A 20,272-nucleotide genomic window follows, 5' to 3' on the forward strand; every position below is an offset into this window, starting at 1 on the left:
CTAATAGTTATTGAGCTAAGCGTATTAATTCTTTTGCTATACGCTCAGTAGAATCAAGAATAGCTACTGTACGTGCTTTTTCGGCCATTGCTAATAACATAGGGCGATTCCAAGTCGTTAATAAATTGCATACTGTGTCAGCATTGAACTGCGGTTGTTCAAGAATCTTGGCAGCACCCGCTTCTTCCAGTGGTCTAGCGTTCAAGTACTGCTGACGGTCTTTGTGCGGAAACGGCACAAAAATCGCTGGTAAACCTACGGCAGCAACTTCACTTACAGTGAGTCCACCGGCACGACATATTACTACGTCAGCCCAAGAATAAGCCGCAGACATGTCGTCAATAAATTCGGTTACTATATATTGTGTCTGCTGTAGCCCCTCATAATCACAAAGAACCTTATCCATAGCTCCTTTTCCTACCTGATGCCAAAGCGTTATTTTATCGCTTAAGCGTGCAGCAATTTTAGGAACAATCTGATTAAGCACTTGCGCTCCCTGACTTCCACCAGTTACTAATACTCGGATAAGACCGACGCGACCGCGTAGACGTTTAACGGGCGTCGGAAGAGTTAGTATATCCTTGCGTAATGGATTGCCTACTACTGTAGCATTTACAAATGCACCCGGGAAAGCCTGTAGAACTATTTTAGCAATATGCATTAGCCAACGATTTGTCAGACCGGCAATACCGTTCTGCTCATGTAATAACACTGGAATACCGCAAAACCACGCAGATAAACTACCAGGCCCTGCAACATACCCCCCCATTCCAAGTGCTACATCTGGCTGAAAGCGACGCATGATGAGTATCGATTGCCAAACCGCCTGCCAGATACGTAACAATGCAATTACTTGAGATCTTACTCCTTTTCCACGAAGACTATCAACACGAATAAAATCAATTTTAATGCCGTTCTTCGGTACTAAATCTGCTTCAATTCGATCTGCTGTTCCAAGCCAACGTACCTGCCATCCACGTGAAATCAAGTAATGTGCAATCTCCAGCCCCGGAAACACATGCCCACCGGTACCGCCTGCTATCACTATTAAGCGTTTAGGTCTCCTACTCATTGTGACCTCTTAAGAAAAGCTTGAACTGTAGCCAGCCGTGTTTCATGATCAATACGTAATAATAATACAATTGCTGTCGACATAACGATTAGACTCGAACCACCATAACTAATCAATGGTAATGTTAAACCCTTAGTCGGTAATAAACCAGCCGCCGCACCAACGTTAACCAGTGCTTGCAAGCTAAACCACACGCCAATAGAGCAGGCTAAAAATCCGGAAAACTGTTGATCGCTTGTCAATGCTCGACGACCAATTAACATCGCGCGAAAAGCCACTAAAAAAACCATTAGTAAACTGCAACATACACCAATATAACCTAGTTCTTCACCTAAAATCGAGAAGATAAAATCAGTATGCGCCTCTGGCAAATACTCTAACTTCTGTACTGAGTTTCCCAACCCTTGCCCCCATAACTCACCGCGCCCAAAAGCCATTAACGATTGAGTAAGCTGATAACCGCTACCAAACTGATCAGACCAAGGATTCCAAAATGATGTCATGCGGCGCATACGGTAAGGTACGGAAATAATCAGTAAAACTACAGTGAATATGCCAGAGCCAATAATCGTTATAAACTGCCATATTTTCGCTCCTGCTAAGAACAGTGTAGCCATAGTAATAACAAAAAGTATTACTACATCTCCAAAATCTGGCTGTGCCAGCAACAACACCGCTAACACTACCATTACACTCATCGGCTTACAAAATCCCCAAAAATTGTTACGTACTTCTTCAACCTTACGGACTAAATAGCTAGCTAAATAGCACAACAGTGACAGTTTGGATAATTCAGAGGGCTGAACGTGTAATGGACCTAGCGCAATCCAGCGTAATGCTCCATTTACCGAGTTTCCAACTACTAAAACAATTAGTAGCATTACTATTGATATTAACAACATTATACCACTGTAACGCTGCCAAATATCCATCGGTATACGTAAGGTGATCATGGATAAACTAAAAGCTAAAACAAGATAAAGCGCGTCGCGCTTAGCAAAAAGAAAAGGATCATCTGCCAAGCGCTGACCAATGGGTATAGAAGCGGATGTTACCATCACGAAGCCGATAATCGCTAAACCAAATGTTAACCAAAGTAACGTGCGATCATACATAATCGCGGCAGAATCGCCAGGTAATACAGTTACCCAGCTTTTTCTTACTTTTCTCAGAGAGAAGCTAAGTGAGCGCCGATTCATTCGCTTAGCTCTTGAGCTAAGCGAGAAAAGCTATCACCACGCATTTCAAAATTATGGAACTGATCAAGACTCGCGCAAGCCGGAGATAATAACACCACATCATCAGGCTGTACCTGACAAGCGATAATACGCATTGCCTGTTCTAAAGTTTCAGTTAAAGTAGCGACTGATGGCCGCAATTTCACCAATTGTGCACCATCGCGACCAAAACAGTACAAACGTATATTATCTCCCTGCACATAGGGCAGCAATGGAGAAAAATCTGCAGATTTACCATCACCGCCAAGCAGAAGATGCAATATACCTTTTATTTTTAGATTACTGAGTGCTGCTTTTGTGCTACCAACATTTGTGGATTTAGAATCATTAATCCAGCGTACGCCATTAAATTCATATACCAACTGAAATCGGTGTGGTAAGCAAGTAAACGTGGTTAGTGTTTTTAAGCTAAAAGCACGTGGAATATTAATAGAATCAGCTAGAGCGAGTGCTGCCAAGGCGTTAATATAGTTATGACGACCAGTCAGCTTCATCTCGCGGGTGTGCAGAACTATCTCGCCATATACACACAAGTAGGTTTCACCCTGTTGGAAGATTAAGTGATAGTCGCCTTGGTATGCACCAAAGCTAACGCATCGTGCGTTAGTACCATCTATTGGTAAAGTCAAAGGATCGTCGGTATTTACTACACAAATAGACGCGTTTTTGTAAATACGCAATTTAGCTAAACGATATTGCTGAAAACCACGTGGGTAGCGTATAATGTGATCTTCAGAGAGGTTTAAAATAGTTGCTGACGCTGCACGTAAGCTATAAATTGTTTCAAGCTGAAAGCTTGATAGCTCCAGTATATACAGTTTGTACTGCTGCTTTAGTAAGTGCAAGGCTGGTAGACCAATATTACCACCTATACCTACTACTAAGCCAGCGGATTTTGCCATCTCACCCACTAAGGCAGTGACAGTGCTTTTACCATTTGAACCAGTAATCGCCACGATAGGTGCTTGCGCTTCGTGACAGAATAGCTCAATATCTCCGACGATTTCCACTCCGGCTTTCGCAGCGGTACGTAATTCTGGACTCGAAAGTGCTATACCTGGGCTAATAACAATTAAATCAGCTGACAATAGCCAGTCCTGGTGCAAACTACCTAAGTGGCGTTTTAAGCTTCTTGGTAAATTCTCTAGCCCGGGTGGTGCAATCCGTGTATCCATAACAGATGGCACAATTCCATGCGCCATAAAGAAATCAATACAGGCTAGTCCTGTGATCCCTAACCCAATAATAATAATCTTTTTACCCTGATAATCCCGCATGATTACCGTACCTTTAACGTCGCCAGACCGATCAACACCAGAATCAGAGAAATAATCCAAAAACGTACAATTATTCGCGGTTCTGGCAAACCTTTTAATTCATAGTGATGATGAATCGGTGCCATGCGGAAAACACGTTGTCTACGCAACTTATACGATCCTACTTGTAAAATAACCGAGAGCGTCTCAAAGACAAATACACCACCCATAATTAATAATAAAAACTCCTGACGCAACAACACTGCGGTAGTGCCTAATGCCCCACCTAATGCTAACGAGCCAATATCACCCATAAACACTTGTGCAGGATAAGTATTAAACCATAGGAAGCCAAGACCAGCACCAACAATCGCAGTACAGACAATTACTAATTCACCTGCGTAACGCAAATACGGAATATGTAAATAGTTAGCAAAGTGCATATTACTTGTTGCCCAGGCTATCAATGCAAATGCAGCGGATAAAAATACTACGGGCATAATCGCTAACCCATCAAGCCCATCCGTTAAGTTGACTGCGTTACTCGTTCCCACGATTACAACATAAGCTAGCAATATATATAACAGACCGAGCTGTGGTATAATGTCTTTAAAGAACGGCACTACTAGTGCAGTAGCTACTGTACCGTTACCTATAGTATACATTGTGAAAGCGACGATCAGTGCTATTATTGACTGCCATAAGTACTTCCAAAAAGCAACTAATCCTTTAACGTCTTTACGTACTACCTTGCGATAATCATCAATAAAGCCAACAAGGCCATAACTCACAAGCACTAAAAGCACAAACCATATATACGGATTAGATGGGTGAGCCCACATTAATACCGAAATAATAATGGAACTTAGAATGATAAGACCACCCATAGTTGGGGTATCGCACTTGCTAAAATGCGATACCGGGCCATCCTTGCGTACTACCTGGCTACAGGATATTTCCTCAAGGTAACGAATTATAATAGGCCCCATCCATAGAGAAAGGAACAACGCAGTCAATAAGCTCACAATAGCCCTAAACGTTAGGTAGGAAAAGACGTTTAGGGCTGAATAATATTTAACTAAATACTCACTTAGGCAAACTAGCATAGTGTATTTTCCTGTAATGCACAGACTATCTGATTCATTGCGGCACTACGTGAACCTTTTATTAATATAGTAATCAGATTATGTAGAGACAGTAATTCTTTCACTCGCGCAATTACGCCTTCTTTATCTTTATAATGTTCACCGTTGTTCGACGCCACACTTAACACTTGACTTAAAACACCAATACTGATTACTTTGTCGATACCAGCTAGACGAGCAACTTCACCAACTTTACGATGGTATTTTTTTGCCTCTACGCCTAACTCAGCCATATCACCTACTACCATTACACGATAACCTGGCATCTCTGCTAAAACTTGTATAGCAGTAGTCATTGACCCAACATTAGCGTTGTAACTATCATCCAAAAGAAGCTTATTCTTTGCCAAAACAATCGGGAATATACGCCCCGGTAATGCCTGTAACTGTTGCAACCCCTGACATACCGACTGTAGTGAAGCACCCACAGACATTGCCAGAGCTGCTGCTGCTAAAGCATTAGCTACATTATGACGACCTGGCACAGGCAACGTAATCTTCGCGCACCCAAATGGGCTATGTAACTGTAATTGCACACTATTACTATGACTCTGCACCTCGCTAGCAAAAAACTCTACCCCTCCTGTAGCTTTCTCAGAGAAGCGCCATACAGTTTTTCCGTGCAGCGCATTTTTCCAATGAGATAAATCGTTATTTTCAGCGTTAATGATTGCTATTCCATCAGCTGGAAGACTCATAAAAATTTCACCTTTTGCTTTTGCAACCCCTGATAATGAACCAAAACCTTCTAGATGGGCGGCTGCTAAGTTGTTGATGAGAGCAGCCTGAGGACATGTTAATTTGCTGGTATAAGCAATTTCGCCAATATGATTAGCGCCCAGTTCAATCACCGCAAACTCATGTTGTGGTTGAAGCCGCAACAACGTCAATGGCACACCAATTTCATTGTTAAGGTTACCTGTGGTATAAAGCACTTTACCGCACTTACTGAGAATCATAGCAGTCATTTCTTTTACTGATGTCTTTCCAGAAGAACCAGTTAGTGCTACGATACGTGCCGGTACCTGCTGACGAACCCAAGCAGCAAGTTTACCTAATGCCAATTGTGTATCTGGCACAATTAACTGCGGTACATCCAGCGCTAAACGCTGACTCACGAGAAGCGCACTTGCACGTGAGGCACAAGCAAAATTATGCGCATCAAAACGCTTACCTTGTAACGCAACAAATAAGCAATCGGCAGATACCTTACGTGTATCTGTTGTTACCTCACTGATGTATTGATTAACACCAATTAACTCAGCACTTAATATATTAGCTAGTTCTCGGAGGGAGACAGGAATCATAATATTATCCCCAATAATCGAGCAACGGTAACACGGTCAGAGTAGTTAAAAATGCGGTTACCTACCACTTGATAATTTTCGTGGCCTTTACCTGCTATCAAGACGATATCTTTTTCGTTTGCTTGTATAATAGCATGACTCACTGCTTTAGTACGATTAGGGATAATTAGAACATGCTGAGTATCCAGAAATCCAGTAAGTATCTCGTTAATAATTACTTTTGATTCTTCAGTACGTGGATTGTCATCAGTAATCACAATTCTATCGGCGAACTTCTCTACGATACTACCCATTAATGGCCTTTTTTCTTTATCACGATCACCACCGCAACCAAAAACACACCATAAACGTCCTTGACAGTATAATCTACTTGCTTCTAGCGCTTTTTGTATCGCATCGGGCGTATGAGCATAATCTACAATTACCATTGTTTTTCCTGATACATGAAATACTTCCATCCTTCCGCATACTGGTTTCAAGTAACTAGAAGTATTTACTAACTCGTTTAACGGATAGCCTAGTGCCAAAAGCGTTGCTAACGCTAACAACACATTATTGAGATTAAAAGCTCCTTTTAGATGAGTTGTAATCTCTCCGTTACCCCACGTAGATCTGAAGGAAAGGGTAGTACTATTCTTATAATAGCTAATTGCAGTGGTTTTTAACCATTGACTATGATGACTTAGTAGTAAGTCATCTCGCATAGTCACGGCGACTGCATCCGGTAATTTACATAACCAATCATAGCCGATGTGGTCATCAGCATTAATAATCATCTGACCTACATTATGCTCAGAAAACAATGCCCATTTAGCCAATTCGTAATTAATCATGTCGCCGTGATAATCCAGATGATCGCGGCTTAAGTTAGTAAAGACCGCAGCGGAAAACGGCAGTGCCGAAACTCGGTGTTGTACTAAACCGTGTGAAGAAACCTCCATAGCAACAAAGGTTGCCCCTTGTTCAGCAAGATTATTTAATTTACATTGGAGCCTCACTGCTGAGCCCGTCGTATTCTCCACTGCACACAAATCGTTTAGTAAACCATCACCCATAGTACCCATAACCGCACTAGTTTCGCCGAGAAGTTGGCTCCATTGAGCTAATAATTGTGTAATCGTAGTTTTTCCGTTAGTGCCAGTGACACCCACTAAACATAGACGCTCAGCAGGATGCTGGTAAAAACGACCAGCCAAGGCGGAAAGACGTTGATTTAATTGACTTAAATAAATAATCGGAACGCCGTGAATGTGAACAATATCAGCGTTTTTGGCTTGGCCATCAGCCTCTGCAATCACTGCAGTGACACCTTGGCTAATAGCCTGTAAAATATAGCGGCGTCCATCTACATGATGGCCAACAACAGCGATGAATAAGTCTCCAATCGTTGCAACACGACTATCTAAAGTGATTCCCTGTAGCTCGCATATAGGTGTCATTGGTACCCACGGGGCGAGTAAATCGCGAAAATTACGATTTTCCACCTATACCTTCTGTTTCATTTATAACAAATTTATTTTTATAGTTACTGGGTAATGCATCTGGCTGAATATTCATAGTACGCAATACACCGCCCATAATAGTACCAAATACCGGTGCAGAAATTACTCCTCCATAATACTTACCACCCTGCGGGTCATTAATAACCACAACTAAGGCAAAACGCGGATGACTGGCTGGAGCTATACCAGCGGTATAGGCGATATAGCGGCTAATGTATTTACCATCTTGACCAACTTTTTTTGCAGTGCCGGTTTTAATAGCAATACGATATCCCTTAATAGCGGCTCTTTCCCCACTACCACCAGGCAGTGCCACACTTTCCATCATATGAATGACGGTACGGACTAAGGATTCAGGAAAGACACGTTCACCAATAACTGGGCGATTAACCTTAATAATTGATAATGGACGATACATACCTAAACCGCCGATCGTTGCATAAACGCGTGCTAACTGTAAAGGTGTTACCATCAATCCATAGCCAAAAGAGAAGGTCGCTCTCTCTATATCAGACCACCGTTGTTTTGTTGGGAATATACCGCTACTTTCTCCCGATAATCCTAAATTGGTAGATTTTCCTAGCCCAAATCGGGAATAAGTCTCTACTAATGCTGAGGACGGCATTGCTAATGCCAGCCTAGAGACACCAACGTTGCTTGACCTCTTTAATATTTCAGCTACCGAAAGTTCCGTAGAACGTACTACGTCTTTAATGCTATAACCTTGAATATAGTAAGGCGTTGTATTTAATAAGCTATTTTCTTTCACTATACCGTGTTGCAAAGCAGTCATCAGTACCATTGGCTTGACGGTAGAACCAGGCTCGAATACATCAGCAATAGCATAGTTACGCATAGTGTTTTGCGGCATATCACTCTTATTATTTGGATTGTAAGATGGGCTATTCGCCATCGCTAGTACTTCTCCGGTGTTTATATCAATTAGCACTGCAGTACCAGATTTCGCTTTATTAAAGATTACGGCATCATTTAGTTGACGATATACAAATTCTTGTAATCGCTTATCGATGCTTAACATAAGGTTATGCGCCTCCTGGCTATCTATTGAAGATACATCTTCAATCACTCGGCCATCACGATCTTTTCGCACAATTCTTTTACCCGGTTGCCCGGTTAACCACTGGTCAAAACTCTTTTCAATACCCTCGATACCTTGGCCGTCAATATTAGTCACACCAATAACATGAGAGATCACCTGACCAGCTGGATAGTAACGCCGCGATTCCTGGCTAATGTAAATACCTGGTAGCTGCAGTTTATGAATATAATTACCAATATTCAGATTAACCTGGCGTGCCAAATAGACAAAACGTCCTTTGGGGTGTAGATTAATACGTTTTAAAAGTTTATCGAGCGGTATATTCAGTGCATTAGACAGAGCCTGCCAGCGACTATCTAAACGAATAAAACCATGTACATATAATGCTTGTGGATCTGCCCAAATGGCGTTAACTGGTACACTTACTGCTAATGGACGACCAACGCGATCGCTAATGAAACCTCTTGCGCTAGGTAATACTTGCACGCGCAACGAACGTAGATTACTTGCTTTGACTAAACGATCTGGATTGATGATTTGCAAATAAGCCATGCGCAGCATTAATCCGAGCATCGCTAATAAAATACAGCTATATAACAACACAAAACGCCAATTCACGCAGCTGATGTGATATTCTTGATGTTTTAATTTACCGGCGCGTGTAGTTTTCATCTATTTCCTTCTCTGCTATTCCGGTATTTAAGTGAATATATTATTGTGCAACAAAATATTTTCTGTTAATAGATCAATATATTACATATAAATTTCTTAGTGACAATAAATTAAATTCGTCTTAAATCGCCGAGAGAATTCTCTTCTAAAATTAAGTTACGCCATTCAATATCTAGCGTGGCCTGCTCTAGAATTAACTGTTCTCGCTCAGCGGTTAGCAAGCGAGTATAATGCACCGTAGTTACTACAAAAACAGCAGAAACCAGCACAGCAACCAATAATATTAGTGGAACTTTATCGTTACGCAGTAAGTCACTGATGATGGCTCCTACCAAGCCATGACGTTGGTTGCTAATCATGAAAGCACCCTCTGTGCAATACGCAATACCGCGCTTCTCGCGCGTGGATTCCTTGCCACTTCAGTAGCTGAAGGCATTATTTTACCCAGACTGTTTAACAAAACCCCCCCCATTTTTTGCAATTGTTTTTCAGTTAACGGTATACCTGCTGGTACTTGTGCACCACAGCTATAATAACGTATAAAACGTTTCACAATACGGTCTTCTAGCGAATGAAAGCTAATAATCGACAAACGACCCTCAGGGGTTAATACTTCTAGTGCACTATTAAGTGCTTGTTCAATTTCCTCTAGTTCATTGTTGATATAGATGCGAATCGCTTGGAAGCTACGCGTTGCCTGATGTTTATGTTTCTCGTAATTGGGGGTAGTATGAGCAATGAGGTCAGCTAATTGCTTAGTATGAGTAATTGGCGTTATACGATTTCTTTTTACAATGGCGCGCGCGATCGCCTTAGCAAAGCGCTCTTCACCAAAGTTTTTTAACACCCAAGCAATATCTTGAGCTGTTGCTTTCATCAACCATTGAGCGGCAGATGTCTTAGTATTTGGGTCCATACGCATATCTAGCGGCCCATCACGCATAAAAGAAAAACCGCGTTTTGCATCATTCAATTGCTGAGAAGAAATACCAAAATCAAAAAGAATACCATCGATTTTTCTTATAAGTTTACGCTCTCGCACATACTCCGACAAAGCAGAAAATGGGCCTTTGATGATAGTAAAGCGCGAATCATTAATGGATCGCGCCGATATAATCGCCTGCGGATCACGATCAATTGCGAGTAAACGGCCATGCCTCCCTAGTAGTGAGAGAATTTTACGAGAATGACCACCATACCCAAAAGTACCGTCAATATATATACCGTTACTATGAATATTAAGACCGTTAACCGCCTCATCTAATAGTACTGTGATGTGTTCGTAATCTTTTAACATACTTATAATAATAAATCCTATCGTCGCTCTAATAAAACTACCCAAGACGACTGTTTATCATCAATAACATCCTTGACTTCTTTAATGTTAAGCATGCTTAGCTAACAGCTCAAATATGTTATAATTAATATTATCGTCTAATAAATTTTATAGCCTAACAAAGTATAACCACTAATAACAATGCTCTATTAGTAATTTATCTATGCAATCTATTTAATATCCACGCTCTTTCCAAAAAAAAATTGCTAAATACGGCGCTCGGGATATATACTTTAAAAAGTACATTTTATTTAAAGGTATTTGATTTAAGTAAAAAAGCATCAAGAAAATTTAACAGGGTTAACTATGCATACTGTTTAACCTTGCAATTTTTTAGTACAACAACTGAATGTCGTATAGCAAACAATTTATTTTTCTGTTACAATCGACTCTTATCGTTGCGCCACTGAATATTCCTTGCGCTTATGACTATATTTACCTATATTATTCTAAAACATTTTGCGCAAAGTAATATACGAAGGATAAAATCCTATCACTCTAGAGTAACAGGATTACTAGAATATTCCTATACTTAACCGGTTAAATACATATGATTTTGCAGGAAGTTAAAATGACATGCATAATAAGCAAATAAAATATTTTTGATAATGAGAGTCGTACTTAAAATTTGTGAATTCTGATGAATTACTTTATATTAGTTATAATATAAAATATATTTATAGTGATAGTGTAAAATACAGCTAGATTAGTATTCATTGAGGATCTAATCATTTCCTAGAGTTAGTTAGCAAGAACAAATGAGCTATTTATTAGTATACTATATAGTTTTTAATTGCGACAAGGTAAATTTTATAATTTATTCATAGCAATTTTTCTAATTATTTTTAATACTATATGATGGCATACAAAACTATTTTAAGCAATTTTAAAACTAAAATCAGTATATATTTAGATTAAATCTAGTAATCGGTTTTAAGTGTCAATATAGTTACTACCTCACTCAGTCTAACTATTATTGGACTGAGTGAGTATCACATATACTGCATATGTGATGTAAAATTATTTAATGAAGCGGTTTTGCTTGATATACATCAAATCGCGTAAACTTTAGGAGTGCTACTATATAATATATTACATCTGAATTTTCTCCTATTAAAACTAAAATACCTCCTAGCGTAGTCGAGGCTTCTTCTAACCTATAATAAGTAGTTTAATTAAATCACTATATTGATTCTTATCATATCGCAGTATACTCTTTGACTCTTAAAGTGCGCGTTGGGAACAAACAAGTATACATTGAATGCATGCTCTAAACAATATTAGCATTAATAAATATACAACTGGATGCAGCAGGAATAATAATTCGTTTAAATTAATGATATTCATATAATGAAAGAAGTTTTTACAAGAACTGTGTGTAGAACGATATACTGTTGCATATCATCTAAACAGTTATTGTTTGATCAATAGAATTAGCAGATTACTACCGTAATGAGATTTTCTTATCACCGCACATAAGAAAAAGAAATACAATTGTTAGGTAGATTCTTTTTTCTCCTATTATCCAGAAATACTGATCTATTATGAATGTTTTTTATAAGAAGATAAAAGATAGTTAATATGCTTGCTGCTTTTAATCTAGTGTAATATTAAATACATTATCTGTCTTGGTACTGTTATTGATTATAAAATAATTATCCATTAAACCTAACTCTTTTCAACGATTGCATAGCATACATCAGTGAACAACAATCAATAAGATACCAGTTAATACCAACACATTTGTCCTGTTTAATTTAGAAAAGGATATTTTATCTATTTCAAGATCCTTTCAACGACCACTTTGATGAAGTGGCTCTTTCTTTTTTTATATGCAAAACAGCTAATAGATGTCACATAGCACAGATATTTCTTAAATATAGATAAATTATAAGAAAAACATAGGTATATTAGTGTTACTCAGGATAAATAAAATTATTCTTTTAAGAGTTTTGATTCTTGGGTTTAATAGATCACTTTGATACAATAGCTAAATATTAGAAAATTGATATGATTCAATAAATGTATATTTTCTTATAAAAATCAGTGTGTTGTGCAGATAACGCACTACTCTATAGTATCTAGCGTCAGTAAACTATATTAAAGGCCTGATATCAGAGAATTATTTTCATAAATAACCCTTCACCGAACCCTTACTATATTACTTCTAACAATTACACATCTCTTTACAAATCATTCTAAGAGAGACTAAGACTCCATAAAATATATAATTCCATGCTTGTAAAAGCATCTCTGTTAGTCATATGAGTACTATAAGACTGTTTATTCTTATCGCTGCAGGCACTAGAAATCTATTGGAGCTTATTGCAAGAACAATATTACAAATCGAATATTACAAAAAATTCCTCGCGCATTGACAAATGCACTATGTAAATGCGCGCAAACCTCTAATAATCTGCTAGATACCTAACATCTAGCGAATGAGAAAAATTTTAAAACAACAAAACTCCGTAAACAATGACCGCTTAACTAATACTGCTAACACACTAAATTTTTTCTGAATATACACAGAAATTATCCTAGTGATTTTTATACTGATAATATAATAACAGCTAGCTCTTTAAAAGAGATAAGATCAATAAACACTATTGCGATAATATTACTGACTATTATTATTTTATGAAATTTTCTAGATCGATTAAAGTATATAATCTATATATGCAATATTTATTTTACAGAGTGACATGACATATCTTGAATATCTTACCTAAGCAGTTCAACATCAACACATATAACAAAATGCTGCTGTTAGTTACTTAAACATCTGCGCGATACCAGTGTAATATCAAGAAATATGGGCCTTATGATAAACATTACTATAATAAATCAAACATCAGTAATTACTTATGCAACGAATGCACCTGGTATGATCATGGAAAGATGCAGTTATTATGCGAAGACGAATCAACGCCCTATACTGATAATTAATGTACAATTAATCTACTAAAAAACTTTTAATATTTTACCTATCAGCGTGCTAGAAATAACAAGTATGTTACGAGAACAGCACTTTAAAACACAAGAAAATTCTGCAGATATTAAGAATCATGAAAACTTTTATAGCATAGTCATACAAAACTTATTTGTATCCCTAAAACAAAAGCCAACCAATTTCTTATGGTCATAAAGCCTAATTAATGTCAGGCATATTCATTAAAAAATAAATAAATAACTTTCCACGATATATAAGTTGTCCGTTATATGCTATCGTTGCAGCTTAAGCTTTAATTAGTTACGTAAAAACAACCTTTACGTCTTGTAAAGTTGATAAATCCTAATGATTCAAGTAGGTAAATATCTGACTATATTTACTTTATTTCATAATATTCTTATTATAGAACATACAGTACACAATACTAGTTTACGTATAACCAATAGCACTATATTACAAACAACTAATGCTTAGTATATATTATGTATAGATGTATCTGAGTATTTCGGAGTATTTTAACTATCTACACCATACTAGTTACCAGATTTACGCACAGTACAAGTACGAATTAAAAGATATACATATTACCAATCGACTAATTCATATTATGCAGGAGAAAGAAAATTTTACGTACTTTATGGTGTACCATTCTACTCTATTGATAACCCGTTTTTACAAGCGTCTTTTATTACCTACTCCTCTTTTATATCACATACTCAGCACTGAAATGCTCGCAATAAATCTACGGAATACGCACACTATCTTCAGGATAGTAAATTGTAGATATCTTGGGATGTCAAGATAAGTTTCAACGACAATTTTTCAAAAAAAATATCAATAAAATTAAAATCTTAGCAAGATTATATACTTAAAAAAACTAAAAAATTTAAAAACAGTAAGCTTGATAACTTTATTCTATTGGACATTTTACAACACATATAACTGACTTTGCAGTGTTTTAATGCAGCCTAAAATGCAACCATATTATGCTGCAGTAACATATAAATACAATCTATGCTAATCAGCAATTAGCAATTTTCTGAAAAGCAACTACATAGTGACATTTATCAGAGCATGCGATCGACTAGCAAGCGATCATATATAAAAATTGTAAACTCACTATATATCTTTGGCATCACTTTAAAAGCGCATAAAGTGTATAAAGACATATTCGATATTTACCTATATGACAGATGATAAAATCGCATAACTCTTAGTACAATAATAAGATGCAAACTCTCTTAAATAAAAGAGCTTTAAAGTTTTACTACATTCTAGCAGTTATAAAAGCCATAAACTTTTCACTTAATGCACGTAAAGTAAGCATAGATTAATATACGGTACGTATGTTTTAAGATGTCATCTAATCATAATAACATGGACACTGGCTTACAAATACGTATTTCAAGTGCTGCAGAACCAGAGGAATATCTGGTTCTTTAATCAACGTCTTAATACTTATTCTAGATAATACGCACAATATTGAATACATTACCTTCAAAAACCCGCCAGAGTAACACACCTCATATCAGGTGCTTTAAAAGTAATCAATGCTTACTCATCCTGCTTTAATGTTTGTTAATGCATGTTTAGACAGTAGACTAAATCTAGTTATATGAATGTTGCATAACACTGTTATGACATTGTCCTGACATTGTTCTGATGAATCTAATCCAAAGGAACAGTAGACGATGATCTGATCATGCTATGCAATAGCGTTATAACTAGCTGTAGCTACAAGGAAGTTTATATGCACGATTAAAACTTTATTATGATAACAAAGTGTTACATCAATACTATTGATGCGAACTGCACAACCTTACAGATAATAATAGTGCATCTCGTTAACTTCAAGCAATAACTGTAACCAATCGTCATGCCATCAGAGTGTATATGTAATACTAGTAAATTGAGTAGAGTTTAGATAAAGCGGATAATTTACAAAAACAGATACTCGTAGCCAATATAATACCCCTTAATAAATAGAAATCATGTTACTCAAAGAAGTGTGTCTATCTGCCACTTAGGTGTTCTTTTAGCTTTCTTATACTATTGAATAAGTAGTATAACATTAGCTAATCACTATGCTTTATAGTGCTAGATTAACGTCATATATATAGGTAGTATTACTGGATTGTAATTATGGTGACTGCACTGAGGTTCCAATCACAACCAACTTAAATAATCACCCTGCAAGACGAGCTAATGAATCGAGTTAACCGTAAAGGTCTTCACAAAAGTCATTCAACCCATTTTACGTATTAACTACGAAACTAATAACGATTCGAACATAGCCTTTAAAATAGTCAGTCTCATTAAACCTTATCTAATCCTAATACCACTGAGTTATCTGGTTTTTACAAAACCGCTTTCATCATTTAAATCAGATACGCAATAGTAGCCGTAAGATACGCAACTATATACTGCTCATTCAATACACCTAAACTTCAGTCATGCTAACCTAAAAGCACTACCGATGCCTTATTATAGTTGAGTCGAGATTTTAAAAGCTTTTACTAGTCGTTCTGCTAAGTCGAGTAACAAGTCATGAGTCATCTCATAATCTATTATAAGTAGCAGGGAAATAATGTTATCGTGTGATAAACTTATCAATATATTGTTGCTTGATGAATATCTAATTAACTGTCTTACTTATTTGCAATTAAAATCATGCTCTGATAATTACACTACTTCGTACATAGGCTATTTCTTGCTTGGTATAATAGATAAACTTAGAAAAAGATTACACAATTAATCTCTCTGTTAAGAGTAACAGTCGCAAACTATTACTCCACTATACAACCATTAATATAATACATTAAACTGAAAGCACATCATGCTCGCTGGATCCACAATCCATGCTTGTAAAGTCAATGAAGAAGCACCAGGTTTTCACAGAAAATAGTATCACCCATAAATACATTATAAAGTATGCTGTTTAATATTCTACTATTGAGAATGAGTATGTGCAAAACTATCGATATAACCGTAAAAGAATTTCAAATATATGCATAGATTCTCAAGAATCTATGCAATCTTGATAAATAAGATCATCCTTGTTATACAATTTTATCCAATATTAATCGTCGTATATTAATTATCGTATTTGAGCACCTTGAACTCATAGTTAACCTTTTATCAAAAACCCGAAAAACTGATCAATCATTTTAAATAAATCAGCTATTCCTCCAAAAATACTGGATTATAGCGAAACATCTGTGATGCACAGGACAGTTGATTTATATAGAATATTTCTAGAATTAATGCCATAAAGTCATAAGTAAGATCTTTTAAAAAGATACTTAAGATTGCTATAAAACACTAAATACAGCTTGCCTAAATAGTAGGCTAACATCACTAATATGCTAATTACTACAGCATTGTATTACAGCTATCTGTCATATTTTTTAAAAAAAATAGAGAATACCCAAAATCTCTATAGCAACCACAACAAAAGACCACTGCATTATTTTCAAATTGATAATTAATATACATATCTTACTGTAAGTAAGATATTATTAGACTACTCAATATCTTTATTATTAAACGCAATAACTACCTTGAGCATTTTATTACTACACTCTGTTAGCACGCAATAAATACCTGAGCTACAAGGAACTTAATATTTTCCCTAATTAGACTGAATACACTCTGAATTGCACTATATATTACCTATAACAGTGTCATTTGTCAATTTATTATAAGTGTACGATGTGGTTACAATGTTTATTAAACTAATAGTTACGTTAGGTGATTACATATTCAGTAAATATCACCTGCATCATTGATCACATCCTTTCAAAAAAACGATTCAGTTATTTTAAGCCTCATATAATAATAACTTGCTTTTATATAATGAGCCGCTGTACAATTAATACTTATTAATATATTAATATTAGAGATGTTTATAAATTTTAATCAATACAATCAAAACCAATACACAATAGTGCTATATAAAACTATTCTGTATAACATTCATGTCTAGTAATTTACCTTAATATACAGCTGTACATAGTCAAATAATAAATCTATGTCAACAGTGTTCCTTGCTATTTTAATGCGATAGACAACATTACCTTTAATAAACAGTATATAGCTGATGCTGTGCGCTGACCCCCAAAAGTATACAGCTAATAATTATAAAAATCGGCTACAAATACCGAATGACATAATAAACAGTGCTTGATCAGCTGATTGATCAACACCTAATATCGCACTAAAAAACCAGATTAATATCCTATAAATTTAGATGTACAATTGCATACCTGATAATAACTGTACTTATCAACAATCTTGCCTCAAAAATGAAATACTCAGGTCTGTTTTTATATATCTATATAGTACTTATCGTCAATAATATACAGACTAACTAAACAGTACGCTAAAATATTTGACAGACTCATCAGAAATAAAAGGACTTTTCCTTAAAACTAGTAGAGCAATCCTTGAATCTTCAGGATGGTGCTAATTTAATAAAATTACCAATCATATCACTGGTTACTATTTAATTTCTAACACAAGACCAGCTAAATTGCATAGTAGAATACAAAGTCACGACTCATCACACCTGATACATATTTACTGCCCAATAAAGTTGCCGCTGGAATGTGATAACTGTAAGTTAATTGTAATCCTATTATGTTCTATAGACGCAATGCTTGATGACCGATGTGATACTTAATGTTAATTAAATATCACTGTAATAATCCCTGTGCTACAAATTTTGAAAAAAATACAATATAACTATACCTACATAGTTACATACGCAGAACACTAAATATCTATCATTACATATAAGTCATTGTTACCCAGAATAGAGGTATTAGCTTATGGAATAGAATATTTACCCGTCTCTACCGCGCTACTCACTACGCAAAATCAATATTGAATATAAATATTTCTTTGTTACAACACTGTTCCTACTAGTCCTAGGACATATGCGTCATAACAATCAGACGGTTCTAACAAACTACTTAAATTAAAGAATAATTTAATAAGTAGATTAATTTTTTAATATGTTCCCACTCTTGTATTAATAATATTGTCCTCCTCTAAATACGCAAGTATTTAGTGCAAGTAATACCTCTCAGTATACTGTTAGATAGTTCTTGTGAAGAATTTAAACGCTGAAATATATTAAAAGAACAATGATGCTTAAATGGCACCCATAGAGTAAATGAAGCATATAGTTGTTTTAATAATATTAGATTGCATTTGTGCATAATCTTGTAAAATCTAAAAAATTATTTTTACTAAAAACATTGCATATCCTAATGAAAGCGATCAGACGTTGTTAACACACTAGCAAAATAATATAATTCATCTATAATTATCAATTAAAACTGAAGACTGGAAAACGTAATTAATAAATAACTCTTCTATCTCAACAGAAAATTATCGACAAACCCTAAAAATCAATGAATCTAAGTCAAATATCAACCACGTATTCTATGTGTTAACATTTTTATTTAACGTTCATCAAACTATTCATAAAAAGTAAACTAGTTGTTTAACACCACACAATAATACAAGTCTTCAAGAAAACAACAACCCATGATTTTATCATCTATACTAACTAAAAACTCACCTTTATAAAAACACGTACCTGTAATACACCTCACTGACTCAGTAACGAATAAGTTACAAGATTATCGAGCAAATTCAATCAACAATAAAACTCTTGATAGTAGACGACACTATTAACTCTAACATACCGTTGGTACTATACAAACAAAATTCCTAATGTAAATACCGCACATATATCTATGAAAGACTATCAAAGAGATTATTCAATCTACCGACTGTATTTAGATAGACAGGCGATGCTTTACCGCTCAGATAATGACAGTGTAAATGGAAAAATTTTGTCTAGTTTTTGAGAAGACCATTCTAGTTGTATTGTTAAACGCTCTCTTTGCTTTCATGAAACCTTTACGTACCAAAAGATCAGTGAGTACTGAATAATATAACACACAGTCTATATAGCAGTTTAACTAGCTATCACAGTATTATAACAATGGAATTGATTAACGATGTAATTCATTATCCTTCAAAAAAATATAGGGAGTCATAAATACATAACCAGCTTGGCCATGAAGCATTTAATATGATATCAGCATTAAGAATGCGTATCCTATGACAGACAAGGCAAATAGAATACCTAATCATATCAGTTATTACCGCCGAGAATATCTAGAATTCTGGTTTATCATAATCAATATACTAAAACTAGTTACTAAATACGCGAAAAGTTTGCAAACAGAAGAATATACTGCTTCTTATACACTATATTATCGCAGCATATCTTACAAGATAACATGCATAACGATTAGACAATCATCATGCACAACAATCATACCGGATAGATATTAACACAACTTCCAATTAATCTATAATGTAGCATCTAAATATGTTGTATACATATCTAAATAATATCTTCTAAACTATACTTATTCATAACAACCTGAAATAAGGTTAACTAATCAATCGATGTACGCAGTACATAAAAGAATAACTTTTATAGAACACACTAATCTTTCGCGATATTATTACAGTATCTGCAGATACTCAATAATTTTATCTTAGTATTTTCGATTTATTGCAGAGAATTCATTGACTTTCATTTTCCTAACTCTCACACTAGTTCAGATAGCGAAAAATAAATTATTGCAGCAGAAAATTTATAACAGCTAAGCGCAGTTCAAAATAAAACTGTTAGCAAGAGTTGCTAA

General features: G+C 35.8%; 8 protein-coding genes and 1 pseudogene. All 9 read right to left on the bottom strand.

All coding sequences use genetic code 11. The features are described from left to right. Positions 1 to 7: 7 nt before the first annotated feature. Positions 8 to 1,072 carry an undecaprenyldiphospho-muramoylpentapeptide beta-N-acetylglucosaminyltransferase gene (murG, locus tag GIY03_RS01960; RefSeq protein WP_457913468.1) on the bottom strand — a complete coding sequence of 355 codons (1,065 nt, stop codon included), beginning with the start codon at positions 1,070 to 1,072 and terminating at the stop codon, positions 8 to 10. Then, on the bottom strand, positions 1,069 to 2,271 hold the full coding sequence (gene ftsW / locus GIY03_RS01965; RefSeq protein ID WP_457913469.1) for a cell division protein FtsW: 1,203 nt from the start codon (positions 2,269 to 2,271) through the stop codon (positions 1,069 to 1,071). The genes murG and ftsW overlap by 4 nt, the downstream gene beginning before the upstream one ends. Beyond that, positions 2,268 to 3,587: a UDP-N-acetylmuramoyl-L-alanine--D-glutamate ligase gene (murD, locus tag GIY03_RS01970; protein ID WP_457913973.1), complete on the bottom strand. Its 1,320-nt coding sequence runs from the start codon at positions 3,585 to 3,587 to the stop codon at positions 2,268 to 2,270. Before murD ends, ftsW begins: the two co-directional genes overlap by 4 nt. Before the next feature lie 2 nt (positions 3,588 to 3,589). Further along, positions 3,590 to 4,672: a phospho-N-acetylmuramoyl-pentapeptide-transferase gene (gene mraY, locus GIY03_RS01975; protein ID WP_457913470.1), complete on the bottom strand. Its 1,083-nt coding sequence runs from the start codon at positions 4,670 to 4,672 to the stop codon at positions 3,590 to 3,592. After that, positions 4,666 to 6,018 (bottom strand): UDP-N-acetylmuramoyl-tripeptide--D-alanyl-D-alanine ligase, encoded by a 1,353-nt coding sequence (gene murF / locus GIY03_RS01980; RefSeq protein WP_457913471.1) that lies wholly within the window; start codon positions 6,016 to 6,018, stop codon positions 4,666 to 4,668. The genes mraY and murF overlap by 7 nt, the downstream gene beginning before the upstream one ends. Beyond that, entirely contained in the window at positions 6,015 to 7,502 is a 1,488-nt protein-coding gene (gene murE, locus GIY03_RS01985; RefSeq protein ID WP_457913472.1) for a UDP-N-acetylmuramoyl-L-alanyl-D-glutamate--2,6-diaminopimelate ligase, read from the bottom strand. The genes murF and murE overlap by 4 nt, the downstream gene beginning before the upstream one ends. After that, the gene (ftsI, locus tag GIY03_RS01990) at positions 7,489 to 9,252 is read right to left on the bottom strand and encodes a peptidoglycan glycosyltransferase FtsI (RefSeq protein WP_457913473.1); all 1,764 of its coding nucleotides are present in this window, start codon (positions 9,250 to 9,252) and stop codon (positions 7,489 to 7,491) included. Before ftsI ends, murE begins: the two co-directional genes overlap by 14 nt. Positions 9,253 to 9,365: 113 nt before the next feature. After that, positions 9,366 to 9,611, bottom strand: a pseudogene (gene ftsL, locus GIY03_RS01995) (cell division protein FtsL); the annotation flags it as partial. Continuing rightward, the gene (rsmH, locus tag GIY03_RS02000) at positions 9,608 to 10,549 is read right to left on the bottom strand and encodes a 16S rRNA (cytosine(1402)-N(4))-methyltransferase RsmH (RefSeq protein WP_457913474.1); all 942 of its coding nucleotides are present in this window, start codon (positions 10,547 to 10,549) and stop codon (positions 9,608 to 9,610) included. The gene rsmH and the pseudogene ftsL, both read right to left, overlap by 4 nt. Positions 10,550 to 20,272: the final 9,723 nt, after the last annotated feature.

The sequence above is a fragment of the Candidatus Gillettellia adelgis genome (assembly GCA_020541285.1).
In the GTDB taxonomy this organism is placed as follows: domain Bacteria; phylum Pseudomonadota; class Gammaproteobacteria; order Enterobacterales; family Enterobacteriaceae; genus Gillettellia; species Gillettellia adelgis.